The sequence below is a fragment of the Burkholderia sp. YIM B11467 genome, from assembly GCF_052952715.1.
The window spans coordinates 1262037-1284328 of record NZ_JBQVSQ010000001.1 but is presented as its reverse complement, the minus strand read 5'-3'; the positions used below and the strand labels follow the sequence as shown (position 1 = coordinate 1284328).

Here is a 22292-nt window from a genome sequence, read left to right as displayed (position 1 = left end):
CGTTCACATCACGTCACCGCTTGTCGGTGACCGTCGTGTTGACGACCTGCCCGGCGATCGTCACGTTCGCGAGCGTCATCGCGCTCACGTTGAACGCATAGATCGGCCCCGGCGACGTGACCGTCGGCGTGCCTGACGCAACCGGCGTGCCGAAGTCGCAATCGCTGATCGTCACGCCCGAGATCGGCTGCACGGCCGGCGCGGGCGGCGTGCCGTTGTAGTCGAACGCGACCGGCCCCTGCGCGACGATCGCCTGGAAGCACGATGCGGTCACGCCGTTCAGCGTCACGTTGCTCGCCTTCACACCCGAGATCGTCACGTTCTGCACGACCGGCGGACGCGTGCGCACCGCGTCGTTCGCGGGCTGGTAGTCGCAATCGAACGTGATGATGCCGCCCTGCGCGGCCGACGGGTTGCCGGCCGACGGCGTGACGACGCCGAGCGGCACGCTCGCGTTGATCGGGCTGCCCGCGAGCAGCGCGCTGCCGTAGCCGCCGCCCTTCTGCGTCAGGCCGTTCGGCAGCGTGACGCCCTTCACGTGGAAGTCCTTCACGTAGCCGCCGCGATTCATGTTGGTCTTCACGCGGATCGCGATGTTCAGCGGGTTGGTCTGCCAGTTCGCGTTCAGCATCGACAGGTTGGTCGCATAGATCTGCTCGACGCCGCCGCCCATCTCGCTGCCGAGCGTGATGCCGCCGTGCCCGCTGTTCATCGTGCAGTTGCGGATCAGGTGCCGCTTCGCGGGGCCGTATTCGGTGTCGCGGTCCTTGCCCGACTTGATCGCGATGCAGTCGTCGCCGGTATTGAACGTGCAGTCCTCGCACAGCACGTCGGTGCACGCGTCGGGATCGAAGCCGTCGTTGTTCGGGCCGATGCTGTTCGTCGTCACGCCGCGAATCACGACATGGCGCGATGCGGTCGGATGGTGCTGCCAGAACGGCGTGTTCTGCGTCTGGTAGTTCGCCATCAGCACGTTGGTGCAGCCGATGAACTCGACCATGCACGGCCGCAGGTAGTGGCCGAGGCCGAAGATGCGCTTCTCGACCGGCACGCCGGCCTCGGACAGCGCGGGCAGGTAGTTCTGGTCCTGCTGCCACGGCGTGACCGGCGACGTGAGCAGCGCGTAGAGCGCGTCGGGAATCGCGGGCGCGACGATCCGCAGGTCGACGTTGTTCGGGTTCGCATACGCCTGGCTCGGCACCCCCGCGGCTGCGCCGTACGCGCCCGACGAGCCCTTGTAGGTCCACCAGCAGACGCTGCCGGCCCCGCTGCCGGAGAACGGCGTCATCGCCTGCCCGTTGAGCACCGACGTCGGGCCCTCGCCCGTCAGCGCGATGTTCGTCGCGTTGCGCGCGTAGACGGGTGCGCCGTAGTTCAGGCAATCGTTCGCCTGCCAGCGGCTGTAGTACAGGCGGCCGTTCGCGCCGCAATCGACCGGGCCGTCCTTCGCGTAGTCGGCCGGGTTCGGGCTGAAGTAGATCGTGCAGTTCGCGCTCAGGTGGAAGGTCACGTTGCTCTGCAGCACGATCGGCCCCGCGCAATACCAGTTGCCGGACGGCACGACGACCCGGCCGCCGCCCTCGCGGCGGCACGCGTCGATCGCCGCGAGAAACGCCGGGCGCGAATCGAATGCGCCGGGCGCGGTCGTCAGTTCGGAACCCGGGCTCACCGGCGACTTCGCGACATTGGTGTACGGCGACGTCTGCGCGACCGTCGCGCACGGGCGCGCGCCGTAGTGCGTCACGTCGAAGTCGCGTCCGCGCAGCGCGAGCCGCGACACGTGCGCGAGCGACGCGGCGATGCGCGCCGCCGCGCCATGTTCGCCCCAGACCAGGTCGACCGCCGATGCATTGGGCATGCTGCCTCCCGCAAAAGCCCGGGTGGCCGCGAACGGTCCGCCGAGCACGGCGCTGCCGGCGAGTGCACTGGTCCAGCCGATGAATGCGCGGCGCGACACCCGCTTCGACGAGGGCGATCGGACAAACGAAAACGGACGGCGGCTGTTTGCGGCCATGGGCACTCCTTCAGTGTATGAGGGTATCGACGCGCCGGGCGGCGGAGCGCTATTTATACGTCGTCGTACTACATCGCGCAGTCTAGACGCGAACGAAGCTGGGCACGTATTTGTCGTTTACCCTGTTTTTACTGACTTCTTACATTGAATGTGTGCGCACACTCACATCTGCGAGCACATCTCCAGAGATATGTTGTCGTATGTTTATGCGCAAAAACTTCAACCAATGCAGCGGGTTACGGAAATTTCGAGAACGGACCGCACGCTCGGGTTCCCGGACGCCGATGACAATGAGGCCGATCGCAACGAACGCGGGCGCAGCATGACGTGGCAATCGCGGCATTCGTAAAAGAACGGACAGGCATCCGCGGGCATGGTCTCCCGTTGCGCAAATCCGCAGTGCGGGCAGGTCAGCACGGACTTGAATACGATCTGGTTCATCCCGGTCTCACTGGCGCGTCGCCGACGAGCCGCCCACCTCCAAATCACAAGCGGCACACGCTCGAATCACGACTCGACGAAACAACGCTCGGCGTCGACGGCCAACGCCCCGCGCACCCGCCGCCCCGACGGACGCAAGCAGACACAACGCGCCGAAATCAACGGGAATAAGTCGCCCGCACGGCGCGTTTACTGCACGTATCTCACGCTGTTGAAAGACCCGTGCCGTTGTCATGGCAGGGGCACGTGTGTGCTCGCCGGATCCGCAGAGGGCAATCGCTCGAAGCGCGTCCGCGCAGCTTTTATGCAAAGGGGGCTGCCATGCGTGTTGTTTACGGAATCGCCAGCGTTGTCATGCTTTGCACGATTTCGCATGTGGGCTGGGCTCAGCAATCCGTCAAAGCGACCTTGCTGTCGAACTCGATCAAGCTTGAAACGCATAACGTGAAGGCTGGCCGCGTCAAACTCGTCGTCGCGAATACAGCGAACAACAACATGGAGCACGAACTCGTGGTGCTCAAGACGGATCTCGACGATAGCGCGCTGCCCGTCAGCAAGGGACAAGTGCTCGAGCACAAACTGACCAAGATCGGGGAAGTCGAGGACATCGCGCCGGGCAAGACCAAATACACGTCATTCAAGCTCGCGCCCGGACGCTACGTCCTGATTTGCAACAAGCCCGGACACTATGCAGCAGGCATGCACACGGTACTCGCCGTGACGCCATAAGCGTGACGGGGGCGGGATGGCGCAGAACGTCCACTCGAAAGCCTCCCTCCCCGTATCGGCGGCCCCCGGAACACCGATTCAGCCATCCATCCCGCCGGTTATCTGTCATCGAATACGAGCAACCGAGCCGATACGATCGGGCAAGCGATCAAAAGTTAACTTGTAGAGGTATTGACATCCACGTAGCATAATCTACATGGATAACCTCTCGATCTGGTCGCTTCTCGTTCTTACCCTGCCGACGGAAAACGCGACGGCCCGCATGCGGTTCTGGCGCGCGCTCAAGGCGAAGGGCTGCGCGGTGCTGCGCGACGGTATCTACTTGCTTCCGTACACGGACGAACACGAAAGCATGTTGCGCGAACTCGCCGACGCCATCGGGGAAAGCGGCGGCACGGCCCATCTGCTGCGCGCACCGAGCCTCGACGCATCGCAGGAGCAGGAATTCCGTGCGCTCTTCAATCGCGACGAGGACTACGCTTCATTTGCCCGCACGCTCGCCGACGCGCGCAAGACGGTGGCCGGGCAGTCCGCCACGGAGCTCACTCGCTTGCTGCGTCGCCTGCGCAAGGATTTCGACGCGCTCCACGCGATCGACTATTTCCCCGGTGGCGCGGCAGTTCGCGCAGAAGTCGCGCTGCAGGATTTCGTTGCGCTGGTCGACACCGTACTGTCGCCGGGCGAACCGCACGCCGCGGACCGCGAGATCCGGCCGCTCGCGATCGACGCATATCAGGGCCGCACCTGGGCGACACGACAGCGCATGTGGGTCGACCGCGTCGCGAGCGCGTGGCTGATCCGCCGTTTCATCGACACGCGCGCGCGCTTCATCTGGCTGGCGTCGCCAGCCGATTGTCCGGCCGATGCGCTGGGCTTCGATTTCGACGGTGCGACGTTCACTCATGTCGGCGAACGCGTGACGTTCGAGGTGCTGCTCGCGAGTTTCGGGCTCGACCAGGACCCGGCGCTGATGCGGCTCGGCGAGATCGTGCACGGTCTCGACGTGGGCGGCACCACCGCGCCGGAAGCGGTCGGCTTCGAGGCCGTAATGGCCGGCACGCGGCAGCGTACGGACAACGACGATCAACTGCTCGAGCAGATGGTCGCGGTACTCGACTCGCTTTATACGCATTTCGCGTCGAACGACAGGAACGGGACCGAGGCCAAGTCATGACCATCGCTATCGCCGCGACCGAACCGACCTATTCGCTTGGCCAACTGGTCGGCTACATGCGTCGCGACCTCGTCGAGCGGCGTGGCTGGATCACGGCAGCCGACTACGATGCGCGTAGCCCATGACACAACCGGAAGAATCGATTTGATGGAAAACCGCACTGTCGACGCGCAGCAATCCGTCGCTACGACACAGGATCGCCCCGCACACGAGCGCCACGGCGTCTCATTCCGCGACGCATTCCGGGTTTGGGTTCGCGTGGCCGCGCTCAGCTTCGGTGGCCCTGCAGGACAGATCGCCGTGATGCACCGGATCCTGGTCGAGGAGAAACGCTGGATCAGCGAAACGCGCTTCCTGCACGCGCTGAACTATTGCACGCTCGTGCCTGGGCCGGAGGCGCACAAGCTGGCTGTCTACATCGGCTGGCTGCTGCACCGGACGCGCGGCGGTCTTGTAGCCGGACTCCTCTTCATCCTGCCCGGCCTCGTCGCGCTCGGCGTCCTGAGCTGGGTCTTCGCCACCTACGGTAACGTCGGTTATGTGCAGGCGTTGTTCTTCGGCCTGAAGGCGGCGGTGCTCGCAGTGGTTCTGGAGGCCGTGGTGCGCGTCGGCCGCCGGGCGTTGAAAACCCGCACGATGGTCGCCGTCGCAGCGCTATCGTTCATCGCGATCTTCTTTTTCGCGCTGCCGTTCCCGCTCGTCATCGTCGCGGCGGCTGCGATCGGCCTGATCGGCCGTGCGACCGGAACGCTGTCGCCGCGCGGCACGGCGGTACAGTCTGGCACGGAACACGACGACGGCCCGCTACCCGCGATCGACGCAGCCTTCGCCGTGGAGATTCCCGAACACGTGCGGCCGTCGCATACTCGTGCGCTCAAGGTGACGGTGCTCGGCGTGCTGCTCTGGCTCGGGCCTCTGTTCGTCTTTCTCGCGACGGTCGGCCCGGACAGCGTGTTCACGCACATCGCTACCTTCTTCAGCAAGATGGCGGTGCTCACCTTCGGCGGCGCCTACGCGATCCTGACCTACGTCGCGCAGCAGGCCGTCGATCACTATCACTGGCTCGCGCCCGGCGAAATGCTGGCCGGCCTCGGCATGGCCGAAACGACGCCGGGGCCACTCATCAGCGTCGTGCAGTTCGTCGGCTTCATGGCCGCGTTCCGTCAGCCCGGCACGCTCGACCCGGCGCTGGCAGGCACGCTCGGCGGTCTGGTCGCGAAGTGGGTGACCTTCGCGCCGTCGTTCCTGTTCATCTTCATCGGCGCACCGTATATCGAAGCCTTGCGCAACAACCGCGCGCTCAACGCGGTGCTGTCGACGATCATGGCCGCCGTCGTCGGCGTGATCCTGAACCTCGCCGTATGGTTCGCGATTCATACGCTGTTCGCGCAGGTCGCGGTCAAACATGTGCTCGGCATGACGCTGCAGATCCCTGTGTTGTCGAGCCTCGACGTGTGGTCGCTGGCGCTGTCGCTGGCCGCGATGATCGCGCTGTTTCGCTTCAAGCTCGGGATGATGACGACGCTCGCCGGATGCTGCGTGGCGGGGATCGTCATTCGCATGGTCGGGTAATCGCCGCGGGCGACCATACAAGGAGTGGGTCATGCGAAGGTTTTGCGGGATCGTGCCGGTTGCGTTGGTATTTGCCCTGTCTGCTGCGCTATCCGGTTGCGACAGAAGCTCGTCCGATCTGGGGGCCGGCGAGATCGTCACGCTCGAGCACGTGCCGGCGCCGGTGAGAACGACGATCGAGCGTCAACGGCAAGGCGGCAGCATCGGTGTGATTCAACGGCGCGCGAAGGACGGCGAGTCGCGCTATGTCGTGATGATTGTGCAGGGCGGCCAGGAGCAACGTCTGATTCTGGCCGAGGACGGCAAGCTCATCAGTAGCCGCCCAGCCAGTGACGACGAAGAGGACGACGACTGATCGTCGGCCGAGTCGCCGTGCGGTTTCCGTACCGTCAGACAGGAGAGGCGCCATGAAGTGGATTACGCGGGAGCGTCCGAAAATCGATCGCATCGCCTGCCCTTGGCTCGTCGCCCGGTTCATCGACGACACACCTGAATTTCTTTACGTGCCCGGTACCGACGTGCTGCGAATCGCGGGCGAAACGGGCGCGATCCCCTACGACGTACCCGGCGTCGAGCTTGGGCACCACGGCGAACGCTGCAGCTTCGATGCGTTCCTCGACAAGTACGCGCTTCGCGACCCCGCACTGCTCGAGCTCGCCGAGATCGTACGCGGTGCGGATACGAACCGGCTCGACCTGGCACCGGAGGCGACCGGCCTGTATGCGATTTCGATCGGCCTGTCAGGAAACTTCGCCGACGATCACGAACAGCTGCGGCACGGGATGACGATGTATGACGCGCTTTATACGTGGTGCCGACGTGATGCACGTGCCTAGCGGGCGTCCGCCCACCTCGTACGCGGTTCGCGTTTCACGCTGGCTGATGCCGGCCGGCGTGGAGCATACGGCATGGATTCTTCTCGTCAGCCGCGGCCTGCGAGGCTTCTGCGACGGCTTCATAGCAGTCCTGCTGCCTGCCTACCTACTCTTGCTCGGCTTCGCGCAAGTTGACGTCGGGCTGATCAGTACCGCGACGCTGACAGGCTCGGCCGTGGCAACGATCGCCGTCGGCATGATCGCCAGCCGTTTCCCGCCACGCAGAATGCTGACACTTGCCGCCGTTCTGATGGCTGCGACCGGCATTGGATTTGCCGGCGCGTCGACGCTCTGGCCGCTACTCGTCGTGGCCTTCGTCGGCACGCTCAATCCGAGCTCGGGCGATGTCAGCCTGTTCCTGCCGCTCGAACAGGCGAGACTCGCCGAAGCGGCGAACGGCGATGCGCGGACCGCATTGTTCGCACGCTACAGCTTGATCGGGGCAGTGTCGGCCGCGCTGGGTTCGCTCGCGGCGGGGCTGCCGCTCTGGCTCGCTTCGCACGCAGGCGTCTCGCTCCTCGAGGCGATGCGCACGATGTTTCTCCTGTACGCGGTGACGGGGCTCGTGGTCGCTGTTTTATACCGTCGGCTGCCGACCGCCGAGTCGCGCCGGGCAACTGCTGCTCCGCCGCTGGGTCCATCCCGGCGGATCGTCACACGCCTGGCGCTGCTGTTCAGCATCGATGCATTCGCGGGCGGACTCGTCGTCAATTCGCTGCTGTCGCTCTGGCTGATGCAGCGCTTCGGCCTGTCGATCGGTGCGGCCGGGCAATTCTTCTTCTGGTCCGGTTTGCTCTCTGCCGGCTCCCAGCTTGTCGCTGCGCCACTGTCACGCAGGATCGGCCTGTTGAACACGATGGTCTTCACACACATCCCGTCGAGCCTGTGCCTGATCGGCGCGGCCTTCGCGCCCACACTACCGGCAACGCTGGTGCTTCTGCTGATGCGTAGCGCGTTGTCGCAGATGGACGTGCCGACGCGCACCGCCTACGTAATGGCCGTCGTTACGCCGGCAGAGCGCCCGGCCGCGGCCAGCTTCACTTCAGTGCCGCGCAGTCTCGCGGCCGCTGTCGCACCGACGCTGGCGGGAAGCCTGTTCGGCCTCGGATGGCTTGGTGTACCGCTCGTCGCATGCGGGGCATTGAAAATCGCATACGACCTTTCGTTGCTCGCCGCGTTCCGTCACATCAAACCCGACGAAGGGGCGAAGCCGTAATAGTTGTCGCAGGATCGAGTCATGAGATATCTCCCGAATTCTCGCCTGCGCCTGCTTTTGCTGGTCGGACTTTTAGGGATGCTCTCCGTGGCGGGCTTCGCTGCGTACCGACGGGCGACCGGTGCTGCGGATCATGCAACGGCCGTGAGCAATCACGTGTCCCGCTCGTCGCCCGCTTTGCCATCCTCCAACCTGGACAGCACATGCGCGACGACCCGATCGCACTGTGCTCCGCAAAAATCGAACGCGTCGCGCTCGGCCAGATCGATATCGAGCACGAGCAACTCGCGCAGCATTCGCCGCGCACGATGATGCCGGCTGCGCACCGTCGCCTCCGGTAGTGCAAGGCACTGTGCGGTTTCCTCGACGGTCATTTCTTCCACCGAGCGCATCACGAACACGATACGGAACGCGGGCGGCAACTCGTCGATCCGGCGTTCCAGCAAATCCCGCAGCTCGGCGCGCGACACCGACCGCTCGGGTGAATCGGACGAAAAGTCGATCATGTCCGCCTCATTGAATGAATCGTCCGCATCGAGGATCGGCAGCGCGTCCGCCCGCCGCCTTGCACGCCGCACGCGCCCAAAGCACTCATTGAGCACCAGCCGGGACAGCCAGGTCGCAAGCGCCGCGTCACCGCGAAAATGCGCGATCGATCGATAGGCGGACAGATACGCGGCCTGCAGCGCATCCTCGGCTTCCGCGTCGTCGCGCAGGACCGCGCGCGCGAGCCGATACAGACGCCGGTTGTGCCGGCGCATCAGCAGTTCGAACGCCGCTTGCTCGCCGGCGACGACACGGCGCACGACGTCGCGCTCGTCGTCGACCGGGGAGGCCGCGTGTGTGTCGAAAGAGATCGTCATCGCATGCTCCCGGATTGCGTCATCGAACGATCAACATGCCGTGCATCGTCGGGTGGAACGTGCACGAGTACGGGAACCGCCCGCGCTCGTGCGCGATGTAATGCCACGACGCCTGCGGCGCGATGCTGCCCGAGTCGAACGCGCGCGCGTCCGCGCTCGCCGTGTGCGGAAACAGATCCCGATTGATCCAGACCACCTCGTCGCCGCGGCGCACGGTCAGTGTGGCCGGCGTGAAGCGCATCTGCTCGACGACGACCACATGCGACTCGGCGAACACACACGACGACGCGACCAGCGCGCACACCCACGCGGCGCGCGCGCATCGCACACCGAAACGACACCGTCGCGACGCCGCGTGGGTCCGCGTCGAGCGGTCGTCATTGCCCCATGCCACCGCTCTTCCCCAGCATCGACTGCAGATGCCGCGCATGTTCGAGATGCGCGACGAACGCCGGCTCGACCTTCACCAGCAGTGCCTTCAGCTCGCCGTTCTTGGCCGACGGTATCAGCGTGTGGTTGATCGCATCGAGCACCGCTTCATGATAGGTCACCTCATGATCGACGTACGCCCGATCGAAACGTGTGCCGTCGAGCTTGCCGAGGTTCTGCAGATTGGTGTCGCCACCGTGCTTGAGATCCATGCTGGTCGGATTTTCCTCGGGTTTCACGCCCAGCTTGGTCACGAGGTCGACCGCCGCCTTGTTGACCCCGGTGTGGTCTTGCACCATGCGTGCGGCGAACGCCTTGACGTCCTTGTTTTGCGTTTTCGATTCAGCCAGCTTCCCTGCGTCGATGTCGACCTGATTGGCCGTCACGACGATTGCCGCGATCTGCGGATCGGTCGGGCCGGTTTGCTGCGCGTACACGGGCAAGCCGGCGGCGAGAAGCGCGCCGCATAAGACGGAATTCCTGATCGCTTTCATCTGATTTCCTCCGAACTGTGACGGACGGCGAAGGAGGCGCCGTCAGGACGCGGTGGGTGGCCGCTCATCAGATTGGATGTCACGACGCCCGCGGGCGTTTCCATCGGCACGCGGATCGTCGCAGGCGAGGTGGCCATGCGGCGACGCATGCTTCGGCTGACGGAAGCCAGCCAAAGTGCTCAAGCGAGCGACGACGATTGAATTTCGAAACCCATTCGCGCATCGCCACTTCGACGAGTGCCTCCCCCTTCAGCGGTCCCTATTCGGGGATGCCCTCTGCTTGTAACGTTCCGGGGCAGATTCGCAGGAGTCAACGCGAGCTTTCACGTGACCGACCGCTCCGGAATGTGCTGCGGACTTCCAGAACCCGCAAGGTGATCGACAGCTTCGGGTCATACCGGCCCATAACAAGGCGTGCCCTGCCCCAAGCGCCCCTCCTTCGAATCGAGCGACCGATACGTGATCGCGTGACCAGCGGACGTCAACCGGGAAGTTCAACGTCAAATGAGCCGGATTGCGGATAGTTCAGACTTAAGCGAATCGCAGGTTCAACGCTGTATGAACATCGCCGCCGAAATGCGTTGGCGTAGCGACGCGATCCGTTCCAGATCCGGTGTATTCCGCCCGCTGCGCCGGCTCGTGTCGTGCCGTCGCAGCCGGTTCGAACCTCCGCTCCCGCCCGCTACCCACCCGCGTCGGTAATTCCGCCCCTGTTCAGCCCCCCGCCGCCCGCGTTATCGTTTCCCATCTTCACAGCCCCGGAGCCCCACTTGCCTTCCCGCCACGGAGTCGACCTCATCCGCGCCCGCGCACTGTTCGACCGCGAACGCCGCGCCTTCACCGAAGCCATGCCGACCTCCCGCGCGCTGTCCGCGGAAGCGTCCGAACACCTGCTGTTCGGCGTGCCGTTGCACTGGATGCAGGACTGGTCGACCCCGTTCTCGCTGTACGTGAAGGAAGCGCGCGGCGCGACATTCACCGACGTCGACGGCCATCGCTATGTGGATTTCTGCCTCGGCGACACCGGCGCGATGTTCGGCCATGCGCCCGAACCGGTCGCGCGCGCACTCGTCGAGCAGGCCACGCGCGGCTACACGACGATGCTGCCGAGCGAGGACGCCGCATGGGTGTCGCGCGAACTCGCACGCCGCTTCCGGCTGCCGGTCTGGCAGTTCGCGCTGAGCGCGAGCGACGCGAACCGCTTCGTGCTGCGCTGGGCCCGCGCGGCAACCGGCCGCAACACGATCGTCGTGTTCAACGGTTGTTATCACGGCACGGTCGACGACGTCTTCGTCGATCTCGTCGACGGCCGCCCGGTGCAGCGCGACAGCCTGCTCGGGCAGTCGTACGACTTGCTCGCGAACACGCGCGTCGTCGAATTCAACGATCTGGATGCGCTCGAAGCGGCGCTGAAGGATGGCGATGTCGCATGCGTGCTCGCCGAGCCCGCGATGACGAACATCGGAATGGTGCTGCCCGAGCCGGGCTTCTGGGAAGCAGCACGCGAACTGACGCGCCGCCACGGCACGCTGCTCGTGATCGACGAGACGCACACGATCAGCAGCGGCCCGGGCGGCTACGCGGTTGCGCACGGTCTCGAACCGGACCTGCTGGTGGTCGGCAAGCCGATCGCGGGCGGCGTGCCGTGCGCGGTGTATGGCTTCAGCACCGAATTCGCGGAACGCGCGAAACAGGCGAAGCTGAACGCGCCACCCGGTCACTCCGGAATCGGCACGACGCTCACCGCGAACATGCTCGCGATGCACGCGATGCGCGCGACGCTGGCCGAAGTCGCGACCGACGCCGCGTATGCGCACATGTTCGAACTGGCCGTGCGGCTGGCCGCCGGGCTCGAACAGGCGATCGCGAAACACGGGCTGCCGTGGTGCGTGACGCGCATCGGCGCGCGCACCGAGTTTCAGTTCGCGCCCACGCCGCCGCGCAACGGCACGCTTGCCGGCGCGCAGCTCGACAGCGAACTCGAGCACATCGTGCACCTGTACCTGCTGAATCGCGGCGTGCTAATCACGCCGTTCCACAACATGATGCTCGTGTGCCCGCAGACGACGGCCGAGGATGTCGACCAACTCGTCGCGCAATTCGACGCGTGCCTGGGCGAACTGGTGTGATGTGACGCGCGGTGCGGCGCGGCGGCCACGGCTGGCGCGCGCCCACCGCGCTGCCCCTACGCGGCCCGCAACGCGCGCCGCGCCACTTCCGCGAAATACCGCGCGCCGACCGGCAGAATCGCGTCGTTGAAATCGTACGTCGCGTTATGCAGCGGCACGCCGCCGCGCTCGGCCGCTTCGCCGTTGCCGATGAACACGAAATTGCCGGGCACGGCCTGCAGGAACGCGCCGAAATCCTCCGAGATCATCATCGGCTGCACGTCGGCGTTCACCGCGTCGGCGCCCGCGATCTGCGCCGCGGCCTGCACGGCCGTGCCGACCCATTCCGGAGAATTCACCGTCGGCGCGAACTCGTGCGTGTAGTCGAACGTGCAGGTCGCGCCGTGCGTGCGGCAGATCCCTTCGCTGATCTCGCGCATCCGCGTTTCCACCAGCGCCTGTACGTCGCGCGAATAGCTGCGCGTGTCGCCCTTGATCGTCACGGTCGACGGCAGCACGTTGCGCAGCCCGTCGGTGATGAACTCCGTGCACGAGATCACCGCCTGCTGGCCAGGATCGAGATTGCGCGACACGATCGTCTGCAGCGCGAGCACGATCTGCGAGCCGATCACGATCGGATCGATGCCCATGTGCGGACGCGCCGCATGCGTGCCGCGCCCATCGATTCGGATCACGAAATTGTCTTCGCTCGCCATGATGCCGCCCGCGCGCGTCGAGAACGTGCCCGCACGCATGCCCGGCATGTTGTGCGCGCCGAAGATCGCGTCGACCGGAAAGCGCTCGAACAGCCCGTCGGCCATCATCGCCTTCGCGCCGCGGCCATGCTCCTCGGCCGGCTGGAAAATGAAGCGCACCGTGCCGTCGAAATCCTTGCGTTCGGCCAGCAACTGCGCGGCGCCAAGCACCATCGACATGTGGCCGTCGTGTCCGCACGCATGCATCTTGCCGGGCGTGCGCGACGCGTGTTCGCGGCCCGGCGCGTGCTCGGCGATGTTCAGCGCATCCATGTCCGCGCGGATGCCGATCGCGCGCCGGCCGGTGCCCGCCGTCAGGTTCGCGACGAGCCCCGTGCCGCCGATCCCGCGATGCACGTCGAGCCCGAGCGTCGTCAGGATGCGCGCGACGTAGTCCGACGTGTTCACCTCTTCGAAACCCGTCTCCGGAAACTGGTGCAGATGCCGGCGCCAGGCCTTCAGTTGCCCCTGCAGCGTGCTTTCTTCCGTTGTGTCCATTGCGCTTGCCTCGTCGGTCGTTGTGTCGTTCAGGCCGCTACCGCCGCGCGGTTCAGCCAGTCGCGCTGCCGCGCGAGCACCGCGTCGGCCGTCTCGCCGACGCAGTTCCGGTACACGGACGGCGCCGTCGCGCCTTCCGTATTGATCGCCAGCACGCGCGAATGCGCGTCGAGCCCCGCCTGCCGCGCGCTCGCAGGGTCGCGCATCAGCACGGCCAGCCCCGCGACGCCCGCCGCGCCCGATTCACCGGCGACGAGCGGCACGTCGTGTTCGCTGCCGGCCGCGAGGCCGCGCATCGCCTGCATCGCATCGTCGTCGTCGATCAGCATGAAGTGGTCGATGCACATCTCGAGGAAATCCCATGCGAGCGGCGACGCCTCGCCGCAAGCGAGCCCGGCCATCACCGAATCGACGCTGCCGCTCGCTTTGGTCGCGCGCCCCGCGAGCGCGCTCTGGTACAGGCAATCGGCCTGGCGCGGCTCGACGACGATGAAATGCGGCCGCTGCGCGCCGTCGCGCTCCCACAGGTAACTCGCGACGCCCGCCGCGAGACCGCCCACGCCGCCCTGCAGGAACACGTGCGTGAACGGCCGCCCATCGTCTTGCGCCGCCTGCGCGGCGGCCTCGGCGGCGATCACGCCATAGCCCTGCATCACGTCGCGCGGAATCGCCTCGTAACCGTCGTACGACGTATCCGACACGACATACCAGCCGTTCGCCTGCGCAAGCTGCGCCGCGCAGACGACCGACTCGTCGTAGTTCCCCGCGATGCGCACGATCCGTGCGCCGTACGCCGAGATCGCGCGTTCGCGTTCGGCGTCGACATTCGCGTGCAGCACGATCACGCAGCCGCAGCCGATCGCGCGCGCGGCGGCGGCCAGCGCGCGGCCGTGATTGCCGTCGGTCGCGCTGATCACCGTCAGGTCGGCCAGCAGCGACGCGTAGCGGCCGGTGATCAACCCTTGCGGATCGAGATCGTGGGTGCGCCGCAGGCGCTTCACGAGCCGCACCAGCGCGATCGGCGCGCCGAGCGCCTTGAAGCTGCCGAGCGGCGAGCGGCACGATTCATCCTTCACGCTGACGCTCGCGACGCCGAGCCGCGCGGCGAGATCCGGCAACGCGCGCAGCGGCGTGCGCGCGTTGCCGACGAGCGGCCAGTGCGCGAGCCACGCGCCGCTTTCGTCGGCCGACGCGATGTTCATCACGCGGCGCAGCGCGTTGGGATAGGCGGCGCGCGATGCGCGGGGGTTGGCGATCAGCATGGCGAAAGGCTCCGGAGCCGGACCGCGCCAGCGGTCCGTCGGGTGGGTCGGATCGGGCAAGCGCGGGTTGCGCGCGCCACCAGTTGGAAAATAATATTGCGCTTGCCGATCAATTAAATCGCCAAATCAGCCACTCCGGCGCAAAAATTTCTCATTCTTTCGAGGTTCCAGACCATCATGTCCACCCCGCTCGATGCGTTCGATCGCAAGCTGCTGATGGAAATCCAGCGCGACGCGCAGACGCCGCAGGCCGAGCTCGGCGCGCGCGTCAACCTGTCGACCGCCGCCGTGAACCGGCGCCTGCGGCGTCTTGCTGAAGACGGCGTGATCGAGCGCTACACGGCCGTGGTTGCGCCCGACAAGGTCGATCATCCGCTGACGATCGTCGTGAACGTCGAGGTCGAGAGCGAGCAGATCGACCAGCTCGACGCGATGAAGCGGTCCTTCGAGCGGTGCCCGCAGATCCAGCAGTGCTACTACGTGACGGGGGAATGGGATTTCGTGCTGATCCTCGCCGTGCGCAACATGGATCAGTACAACGCGCTCACGCGCGAGCTGTTCTTCGCGAACAACAACGTGAAGCGGTTCAAGACGCTGGTGAGCATGAGCCGCGTGAAGGTCGGGCTCGAGGTGCCGGTCGAACCCGGCGAATGAGTGCGGCAAGGAAGCGGCCGGCGCACGACTGCATGCGCCGGCCGCCTCCCATCCACGGCACCGTTAACGACAACTGAAGCTCGCCGCCGAATTCACGTCGCCCGAGCCGTTGTAGCGCGCCACCTGCGGATACGGGCACAGCGGGCGCGTGCGCCCTGCCCCCCACGACGCGGGCACGTCCGCGTTCGGCACCGCGTTGGTCGCATCGCGCGAGGCGGCCACGATCGCGGCGGGCGCCTGCCCCTGCTCGACCCACGCGACCAGCGGCGTCAGCATGTCGAACTGGTCGGCCGCCGGCCCGCCCGCACAGTGGTTCATCCCGGGCACCGGATAGAAGCGCGCGAAGCTCGACGCATCGCCGCCGTTCGCCTGCGCGACCCGCTGGTACCAGTCGCTCGTGTCGTTGAACGAGAACACCGGATCACCGGTGCCGTGATAGACGAGCAGCTTCGCGCCGCGCGACTTCAGCGCGGCCAGGTTCGTCTCGTCGGGCGGCGTCATGAACGACCACGCGGATTGCGTGTACACGCCGCTCGTCGCGAAGATCGCCGGCGCATCGTTGTCCATGTCGAAGCCGAGCGCGAAACCGGGCAGGTTCGCGAGCGTCGCGGTGCTTTTCGGCGGCGACATGAACGTGAACGCCATCGCGACCGGATCGAGCGTGATGGAATTCGATTGCTTCCACGCGGCCCAGCCGCCGCCGGCCACGCCCGGATCGTACGGAAAGCTCGCATAGAGCGCCGTGCCCGCGCTGTTACGCGCCCCGGCGAACACGTTCTCGAGCGCGGTTTTCTGCGCAGGCGTCAGGCAAGCGCCGGTACGCGTGCCGTTCGCGCAGGTCGGGATGTCCGTCTCGACGCTGAAGTGCGCCTGGCACGCGGCGACATCCTGCACCATCCCGTCGGCCACGCCGTCGAGCGCATCGCATTTGTCGAGGATCTTCGCGCCGACGAACTGGCGCTCGGCATCGGTGAAGCCGCTGCGGATGTCCGGCAGCCCGTTCGATCCCGTCGCCGACGCGATCTTCGCGAACTGCTGCGCACCGTACATCTCGCCGATCGCCGCCTTCGGCAAATGGAAGCCCGGATCGCCCGCGATGATGCCGTCGTAGTCGCCCGGGTTGCGCACGGCCGTGACCATCGCGTGACGCCCGCCGTTCGAGCAGCCGCCGAAATAGCTGCGGTCGGGCGCCTTGCCGTAGGCGAGACGGATCACCTGCTTCGCCATCGGCGTCAACGCATCGACGGCGCCGTAGCCGTAGTCGAGCCGCGCTTGTGGATCGAGGCCGAACAGCGGGTTCTGCGCGGCGCTGTGCCCGGAATCCGAGCTGATCACCGCGAAACCCTGGTTCAGCGCATCGGTCAGCGGCCCGCCGCCGCCGATCTCGCCGGTCGCGGTCACGACGTTGCCGTCGAGCCCGCCGTTCGCCTGGTAGAAGAAGCGGCCGTTCCACGCCTTCGGCAAGCGCATCTCGAAGCCGATCGCATAGGTCTGGCCGTCCACCGCGCTCACGCGCTGGTTCATGTTCCCTTCGATCACGCAGTGCTCGGCGATCGGCTGGCCGGCCACCGTCAACGCGCCGGCGGCCGCGGTCGTCACCGACGTGAACGACGTGTTCGCGTACGCAAGCTTCGCGGCGAGTGCGTCGCAGGTCTGCGCCATCGCGGCCGGCGTCGCCGCGCTCAGGTGCGTGGGCGCGGAGCTGACCGAATCGTCGCCGCCGCAACCGGCGAGCATCGCGGCGGACAGCGGCGCAATGCAGAGGAATGCAGATTTTCTGTTCAAGATATCTCCCGTTGTTCAGGCTGCCGACTCAGAACATGTGCTTGACGCCGACCATCGCGCCGAGCTGCCCCATCCCTTCGCCCGGCGTCGTACCGGGGCCGCCACCGCTGACCGCGTAGCGTGCGTGCGCGCTGTTCCACAGATACGAGCTTTGCGCGTAGACCGACGTGCGCTTCGTCAGCAGATAGGTCGCGCGCAGCGTCGCCATCGTCGCGCGCGTGTCGTGTGCGCTGTTGACGATCCGGTAGCCTTCGCCATCGACGACGAAATCGGGCTTGACCGTATACGACGCCCCGACGAAGAACAGGTCGGAATGCGCGCCGGGCTCGGCCGGCGAACCGGTCGACACGCGCCGCCCGATCCAGCCCGCGCCGATCCGCGCGCCCGCCGCCTGTGCATACGCGCTCACGTGAATTCGCGCGTCCTTGCCCGCGCTGCTCGTGAACGCGACCGGCGCGACGCCGTCGAAGAAGTTCGCGGCCGCACCGGTGCCGCCGCGCTGCTCTTCGTACGACGCCGCCGCGCCGAAATATGCGCTGTCGTACTTGAGCATCGCCGACCAGTCGCGGCACTCGACCGCGTGGCCCGGCACCTGCCCCGCGCACGTGCCCTGCCCCGGCGAGTTGCCGGTGCCGGCGCTGTCGCGGCCGAACGAATAGGCGGCGCCGAGCGTCACGCCGCGATAGGTGCCGAGGTAGGTCACCGCGTTGTCGGCGCGGCCGTTCGGCACGTACGCGTCGAACGAGCCGAGCCCGTAGATGTCGGGGCCGATGATGTCCGCGCCCTGCAGCGCGAGGTAGGTCATCGTGTACTGGCGGCCAAACGCGAGCGTGCCGAAGCCGCCCTTCAGCCCGACGAACGCCTGCCGCCCGAACAGCCGCCCGCCCTGCCCCAGATCGCCGCCGCGCACGTTGAAGCCGCTTTCCAGCGTGAATACCGCCTGATAACCGCCGCCGAGATCCTCCGCGCCGCGCAGCCCCCAGCGCGACGGCAGCTCGCCCGTCACGGCCGGCATGCGCACTACGTGGTCGCCGGCCGCGTTCGCGTGCGACACGTATTCGACGCCCGTGTCGATGATCCCGTACAGCGTCACGCTCGATTGCGCGTGCGCGCCGGTCGCGGCCAGCGCGCATGCGCCGGCCGCCAGCAAGGCTTTGGTGTGCTTCATGGTTAGTGTCTCCAGACCTGCGTCGATATCGCGCTCTGCCGGCGCTCGTGGTTGAAAGTAAAGAAACTCAGTCGTGTGCCTGCGGCCTGCGGATCAGCACCAGCGCCGCGATGGCGGCGACCAGCGTGACGGGGATGCTCGCGCCGATCACGACCGACGCGCTGCGGCCCATCGCGAGCAGCTCGGCGGCCGCGAGCGGCCCGACCACGGAGCCGAGCCGGCCCACTGCCACCGCGGAGCCGACGCCGGTGCCGCGCATCGCGGTCGGGTAGTACATCGCGGCCAGCGCATACAGCACCGACTGTCCGCCGACGACGAACATGCCGGCCGCAAACGCCGCGGCGGACAGCCAGACGATCCCGGGCGCGATCGCGAGCGCGGCGAGCGACAGCACGATCCCCGCGTACATACCGCCGACGACCCGCGACGGCCGCATCCGGTCCATCGACATGCCGATGCCGAGCACGCCGAGGCCGCTGCCGATGTTGAAGAAGATCTGCACGATCCCGGCCTGGCTGCGCGCGAGCCCCTTCGCCGCCATCAGCGACGGCAGCCAGTTCAGCAGGAAATACAGCACGATCAGCGTGCAGAAATAGCTGAGCCAGAGCGCGAGCGTGGTGCCCGTGCGCGCGCCGCCGAACAGCGTGTGCCCGACGCTTGGGCGCGCGGCGCCCGATGCGCTGACGTCGAGGAACGCACGCGATTCCGGCAGCAACGCGAGCAGCAGCGGGGCGAGCAGCAGCGGCCCGATGCCGCCGACGTAGAAGATGTGCCGCCACTCGGTGTCGCCGGCCAGCAGCACACCGATCAGCGACGCGATCACGCCGCCGAACGGAATACCGCAATACATCACGGCGACCGCGCTGCTGCGCGAGCGCGCGTCGGCCGCTTCGGAAGACAGCGCGATCAGGTTCGGCATCGCACCGCCAAGGCCGAGGCCGGTCAGCGCGCGCACGACGACCAGCATCGCAAAGCTCGACACCTGCGCGGTCGCGATCGACAGCAGCCCGAACAGGCAGACCGACGCGATCAGTACGTGCTTGCGGCCGATCCGGTCGGCAAGCCAGCCGCCGAGCATCGCGCCCGGCAACAGGCCGAACGTGCCTGCGCTGAACGCGAGCCCCATCTGCGAAACCGTGAGCCCGAACTCGTGCGCCATGCGCGGCGCGGCGACGCCGACCGACTGCAGGTCGAGCCCCTCGAGCAGCGCGATCGCGAAACACAGGCCGAGCGTCGTCGCAACGGCCGGCCTCTCGGCAACGGAAGTGTCCATGTCGTCTCCAAACCTTGTACTGCGCGTCATGCCGGGACGCATGCGCGATGTCTTTGTCGTAACCGGACCATGCGTCAGAATTTATCAGGTAGCCTGATTCATTGTCCGAAATAAAATCCGCGCGACCAGCCGGTCGTGCGGACCGTCATCCCATCGAGGGACGGGACGATTTAATAACAGGTAACCTGATATTTCAAGTGCGCGGTGCGCCGGTGTTAACCCGCAATGCGCGCGGAAGCCGGCCGGGCAAGGCCGTGCACAACGTCGAATGTCGCGAAAACGCGGCTCAGTCGCGCAGGTTGCGCACGAACAGTTCGAGCGTGCGCTGGACCTGCACGGCGTCGGCGGCGGTGAGGTCGTCGCCGAGCATCCGGCGCTCGAGCGGGCGCAGCACCCGTTCGCATTCGCGCAGGATTGCCGAGCCTTCGTCGGTCAGGCGCAGCAGGATCACGCGGCCATGATTCGGATCGGCCTCGCGCGTAACGAAGCCGCGTGCCGCCATCGCGACCATCACCTCGTTCGCGGATTGCGGCGTGATGAACGAGCGCACCGCGAGCTGCGCATTGGACAACGCGCCGCGCGCTTCGAGCACCGACAGCGCCGTGTATTGCGCGAGCGTCACGCCGAGCGGTGCGAGCGCATCGCTCATCTGGCGGCGCAGCAGCCGATCGAGATTGCCGATCAGGTAGGTCAGCCGCTGCTGGGCACGCACGGGCGGCCTGGCCTCGGTAGCACGGGCAGCGCGTTTCGCGCCGGCCGGTTTGACAGGTGTCGAACTCATGAAGGTGTCGGGAGGAATGTCGCGGGCCATCTTACCTCACGCGGCCCGCATGGCGGACAGGCTTGCATCGCCCGAATCGCGGCGGCTGGCACGCTGTATACAACACGAATCCGACCCGGCCGTTTCGATCGTGGTTTACCCGTTGATTTGCACGATTCAGCTTGAATGCGCGGCGGCGATGTATACAATTTTATCAAGTAACCTGATAACCCCGCACGCCGGCACCGGCAATGCGGCACAGCCCCCGATATCCGCCATGACCGACCTCGACGCTTCGACTTCCGACACCCGCGCCGCTTCCCCGTCGCAAACGGTCCGCACGCTGCTCGGCTTGCGCGAGCTCATCGTCGGCGGAGAGCTCGCGCCGGGCGCACGCATTTCCGAACTGTGGGTCGTCGAGCGGCTCGGCGTGTCGCGCACGCCGGTTCGGGCGGCGCTGATCCGGCTCCAGGAAGAAGGGCTGATCGAGCCGATCGCGACCGGCGGGTTTGCGGTGCGCGCGTTTTCGGCACGCGAGATCGGCGATGCGATCGAACTGCGCGGCACGCTCGAAGGGCTCGCCGCGCGGTTCGCGGCTGAACGTGGCGTGCCGCCGTCGATGCTGCGCGACCTGCGCGCGTGCGCCGACGAGATCGACGTCCTGCTCGCCGGCCCGCTGACCGACGACACGTTCTCGCGCTACGTCGATGCAAATGCCCGCTTCCACCGGCTGCTCGCGGCCGCGGCCGGCAGCGATGTCGTCGCGCGGCAGATCGACAAGGTCGCGACGTTGCCGTTCGCGTCCGCGAGCGCGTTCGTCGTCGTGCAGTCGCTCGATCCGCGCGCACACGAAACGCTGATCGTCGCGCAAGCCCAGCATCGCGCGGTGCTCGACGCGATCGAACGTCGCCAAGGCGCGCGCGCGGAAGCGCTGATGCGCGAACACGCACAGATCGCGCACGACAACCTGCGGCGCGTGCTCGACAGCCAGCGCGCGATGACGAAGCTCAAAGGCGGCAACCTGATTCGCCGCGACGCCGGCTGACCGGCACGCGGCACCTTCGCGCGGCGCACGACGCGCCGCTCATCCGACGACACACACGGCGTGCGCACACGCCATGGAGGAGACGCATGTTCCTGAAAAACACGTGGTACGTGGCCTGCACGCCGGACGAATTCGCCGGCAAGCCGCTGGGGCGGCAGATTTGCGGCGAACGCATGGTGTTCTTCCGCGACGCGGACGGCGCGGTCACCGCGCTCGAGGATTTTTGCCCGCACCGCGGCGCGCCGCTGTCGCTCGGCACCGTGCGCGACGGCCGGCTCGTGTGCGGCTATCACGGGCTGACGATGGGCGCGGACGGCAAGTGCACGAGCATGCCGTGCCAGCGCGTCGGCGGCATTCCGGCGATCCGCCGCTATCCGGCCGTCGAGCGGCACGGCTTCGTGTGGGTGTGGCCGGGCGATCCGGCCCAGGCCGATCCGGCGACGATTCACCGGCTGCACTGGGCCGACGATCCGGGCTGGGCGTATGGCGGCGGTCTCTATCACATCGACTGCGATTACCGGCTGATGATCGACAACCTGATGGACCTCACGCACGAGACTTACGTGCATGCATCGAGCATCGGGCAGCCGGAGATCGAGGAAGCGCCGCCCGCGACGAAAGTGAACGGCGACACGGTCACGACCAGCCGCTTCATGGAAGGCATCGTGCCGCCGCCGTTCTGGGCCGCCGCGCTGCGCGGCAACGGGCTCGCCGACGACGTGCGCTGCGATCGCTGGCAGATCTGCCATTTCACGCCGCCGAGCCACGTGATGATCGAGGTGGGCGTCGCGCACGCGGGCAAGGGCGGCTATCACGCGGACCCGCGCGACAAGGTGTCGAGCATCGTCGTCGATTTCATCACGCCGGAAACCGAGACGTCGATCTGGTACTTCTGGGGGATGGCGCGCAGTTTCGCGGTGGACGACCGCGCGTTGACGGAGACGATCCGCAACGGACAGGGCGCGATCTTCGCCGAGGATCTCGACATGCTCGAAGCGCAGCAGCGCAACCTGCTGCGCTGGCCGGACCGGCCGCTGCTGAAGCTGAACATCGACGCGGGCGGCGTGCAGTCGCGACGCGTGCTCGACCGGCTGATCGACCAGGAGCGCGCCGTCGCGCTGCCGTGCTGACCGCGTGCCGCATCGCCGCCGCATGGCGGTGCGGCGCCCCTACCCCA

General features: G+C 66.8%; 21 protein-coding genes. 10 read left to right on the top strand and 11 right to left on the bottom strand.

Annotation, left to right across the window (positions count from 1 at the left end):
- Window positions 1-13 precede the first annotated feature (13 nt).
- Both ACTRWB_RS05810 and ACTRWB_RS05805 read right to left on the bottom strand, forming a co-directional pair.
- Window positions 14-2014 (bottom strand): glycoside hydrolase family 28 protein, encoded by a 2001-nt coding sequence (locus tag ACTRWB_RS05810; RefSeq protein ID WP_446901235.1) that lies wholly within the window; start codon window positions 2012-2014, stop codon window positions 14-16.
- Window positions 2015-2233: 219 nt separating this feature from the next.
- Window positions 2234-2455 (bottom strand): GDCCVxC domain-containing (seleno)protein, encoded by a 222-nt coding sequence (locus ACTRWB_RS05805; RefSeq protein ID WP_446901234.1) that lies wholly within the window; start codon window positions 2453-2455, stop codon window positions 2234-2236.
- Between the two features lie 321 nt (window positions 2456-2776).
- Here ACTRWB_RS05805 and ACTRWB_RS05800 point away from each other — a divergent pair, with 321 nt between their 5' ends.
- From ACTRWB_RS05800 to ACTRWB_RS05775, 6 genes are all read left to right on the top strand, one after another.
- Entirely contained in the window at window positions 2777-3184 is a 408-nt protein-coding gene (locus tag ACTRWB_RS05800) for a plastocyanin/azurin family copper-binding protein (RefSeq protein ID WP_446901233.1), read from the top strand.
- A gap of 196 nt (window positions 3185-3380) precedes the next feature.
- Window positions 3381-4358 carry a chromate resistance protein ChrB domain-containing protein gene (locus ACTRWB_RS05795; RefSeq protein WP_446901232.1) on the top strand — a complete coding sequence of 326 codons (978 nt, stop codon included), beginning with the start codon at window positions 3381-3383 and terminating at the stop codon, window positions 4356-4358.
- A gap of 36 nt (window positions 4359-4394) precedes the next feature.
- A complete protein-coding gene (gene chrA, locus ACTRWB_RS05790; RefSeq protein ID WP_446901231.1) occupies window positions 4395-5930 on the top strand; it encodes a chromate efflux transporter in 1536 nt (511 codons plus the stop codon).
- A gap of 31 nt (window positions 5931-5961) precedes the next feature.
- On the top strand, window positions 5962-6285 hold the full coding sequence (locus ACTRWB_RS05785) for a hypothetical protein (RefSeq protein WP_446901230.1): 324 nt from the start codon (window positions 5962-5964) through the stop codon (window positions 6283-6285).
- A gap of 52 nt (window positions 6286-6337) precedes the next feature.
- Window positions 6338-6766 carry a chromate resistance protein ChrB domain-containing protein gene (locus ACTRWB_RS05780; protein ID WP_446901229.1) on the top strand — a complete coding sequence of 143 codons (429 nt, stop codon included), beginning with the start codon at window positions 6338-6340 and terminating at the stop codon, window positions 6764-6766.
- Window positions 6753-8021 (top strand): MFS transporter, encoded by a 1269-nt coding sequence (locus ACTRWB_RS05775; RefSeq protein WP_446901417.1) that lies wholly within the window; start codon window positions 6753-6755, stop codon window positions 8019-8021. The genes ACTRWB_RS05780 and ACTRWB_RS05775 overlap by 14 nt, the downstream gene beginning before the upstream one ends.
- Window positions 8022-8173: 152 nt before the next feature.
- Here ACTRWB_RS05775 and ACTRWB_RS05770 read toward each other — a convergent pair whose 3' ends face one another.
- From ACTRWB_RS05770 to ACTRWB_RS05760, 3 genes are read right to left on the bottom strand one after another with little or no spacing between them, the layout of a single operon-like run.
- Entirely contained in the window at window positions 8174-8884 is a 711-nt protein-coding gene (locus tag ACTRWB_RS05770; protein WP_446901228.1) for an RNA polymerase sigma factor, read from the bottom strand.
- Between the two features lie 19 nt (window positions 8885-8903).
- Window positions 8904-9212, bottom strand: coding sequence for a cupredoxin domain-containing protein (locus ACTRWB_RS05765; RefSeq protein ID WP_446901227.1), 309 nt, complete (start codon window positions 9210-9212; stop codon window positions 8904-8906).
- Between the two features lie 49 nt (window positions 9213-9261).
- Window positions 9262-9807 (bottom strand): DUF4142 domain-containing protein, encoded by a 546-nt coding sequence (locus ACTRWB_RS05760; RefSeq protein WP_446901226.1) that lies wholly within the window; start codon window positions 9805-9807, stop codon window positions 9262-9264.
- A 770-nt stretch (window positions 9808-10577) separates the two neighbouring features.
- Here ACTRWB_RS05760 and ACTRWB_RS05755 point away from each other — a divergent pair.
- Complete coding sequence (locus tag ACTRWB_RS05755; protein WP_446901225.1) at window positions 10578-11936, top strand: aspartate aminotransferase family protein; 1359 nt, start codon at window positions 10578-10580, stop codon at window positions 11934-11936.
- A gap of 56 nt (window positions 11937-11992) precedes the next feature.
- On the opposite strand, the gene ACTRWB_RS05750 is transcribed toward ACTRWB_RS05755, so the two are convergent.
- Both ACTRWB_RS05750 and ACTRWB_RS05745 read right to left on the bottom strand, forming a co-directional pair.
- Window positions 11993-13168, bottom strand: a complete 1176-nt coding sequence (locus ACTRWB_RS05750) for a M20 aminoacylase family protein (protein ID WP_446901224.1) — start codon at window positions 13166-13168, stop codon at window positions 11993-11995.
- A 29-nt stretch (window positions 13169-13197) separates the two neighbouring features.
- On the bottom strand, window positions 13198-14430 hold the full coding sequence (locus ACTRWB_RS05745; protein WP_446901223.1) for a diaminopropionate ammonia-lyase: 1233 nt from the start codon (window positions 14428-14430) through the stop codon (window positions 13198-13200).
- Between the two features lie 177 nt (window positions 14431-14607).
- Between ACTRWB_RS05745 and ACTRWB_RS05740 the strand changes: the two genes are divergently transcribed.
- Window positions 14608-15084 (top strand): Lrp/AsnC family transcriptional regulator, encoded by a 477-nt coding sequence (locus ACTRWB_RS05740; RefSeq protein WP_412023551.1) that lies wholly within the window; start codon window positions 14608-14610, stop codon window positions 15082-15084.
- Between the two features lie 63 nt (window positions 15085-15147).
- Here ACTRWB_RS05740 and ACTRWB_RS05735 read toward each other — a convergent pair whose 3' ends face one another.
- From ACTRWB_RS05735 to ACTRWB_RS05720, 4 genes are all read right to left on the bottom strand, one after another.
- Window positions 15148-16869, bottom strand: coding sequence for a tannase/feruloyl esterase family alpha/beta hydrolase (locus ACTRWB_RS05735; protein ID WP_446901222.1), 1722 nt, complete (start codon window positions 16867-16869; stop codon window positions 15148-15150).
- 28 nt (window positions 16870-16897) lie between these two features.
- Window positions 16898-18037 (bottom strand): porin, encoded by a 1140-nt coding sequence (locus tag ACTRWB_RS05730; protein WP_446901221.1) that lies wholly within the window; start codon window positions 18035-18037, stop codon window positions 16898-16900.
- A gap of 67 nt (window positions 18038-18104) precedes the next feature.
- The gene (gene mhpT / locus ACTRWB_RS05725; protein ID WP_193099549.1) at window positions 18105-19310 is read right to left on the bottom strand and encodes a 3-(3-hydroxy-phenyl)propionate transporter MhpT; all 1206 of its coding nucleotides are present in this window, start codon (window positions 19308-19310) and stop codon (window positions 18105-18107) included.
- Between the two features lie 286 nt (window positions 19311-19596).
- Window positions 19597-20091 (bottom strand): MarR family winged helix-turn-helix transcriptional regulator, encoded by a 495-nt coding sequence (locus tag ACTRWB_RS05720; RefSeq protein WP_048246163.1) that lies wholly within the window; start codon window positions 20089-20091, stop codon window positions 19597-19599.
- A 256-nt stretch (window positions 20092-20347) separates the two neighbouring features.
- On the opposite strand from ACTRWB_RS05720, the gene ACTRWB_RS05715 reads away from it, so the two are divergent.
- Both ACTRWB_RS05715 and ACTRWB_RS05710 read left to right on the top strand, forming a co-directional pair.
- Window positions 20348-21115: a GntR family transcriptional regulator gene (locus ACTRWB_RS05715; protein ID WP_129517341.1), complete on the top strand. Its 768-nt coding sequence runs from the start codon at window positions 20348-20350 to the stop codon at window positions 21113-21115.
- A gap of 86 nt (window positions 21116-21201) precedes the next feature.
- Window positions 21202-22245: an aromatic ring-hydroxylating dioxygenase subunit alpha gene (locus ACTRWB_RS05710; RefSeq protein WP_129516069.1), complete on the top strand. Its 1044-nt coding sequence runs from the start codon at window positions 21202-21204 to the stop codon at window positions 22243-22245.
- Window positions 22246-22292 lie beyond the last annotated feature (47 nt).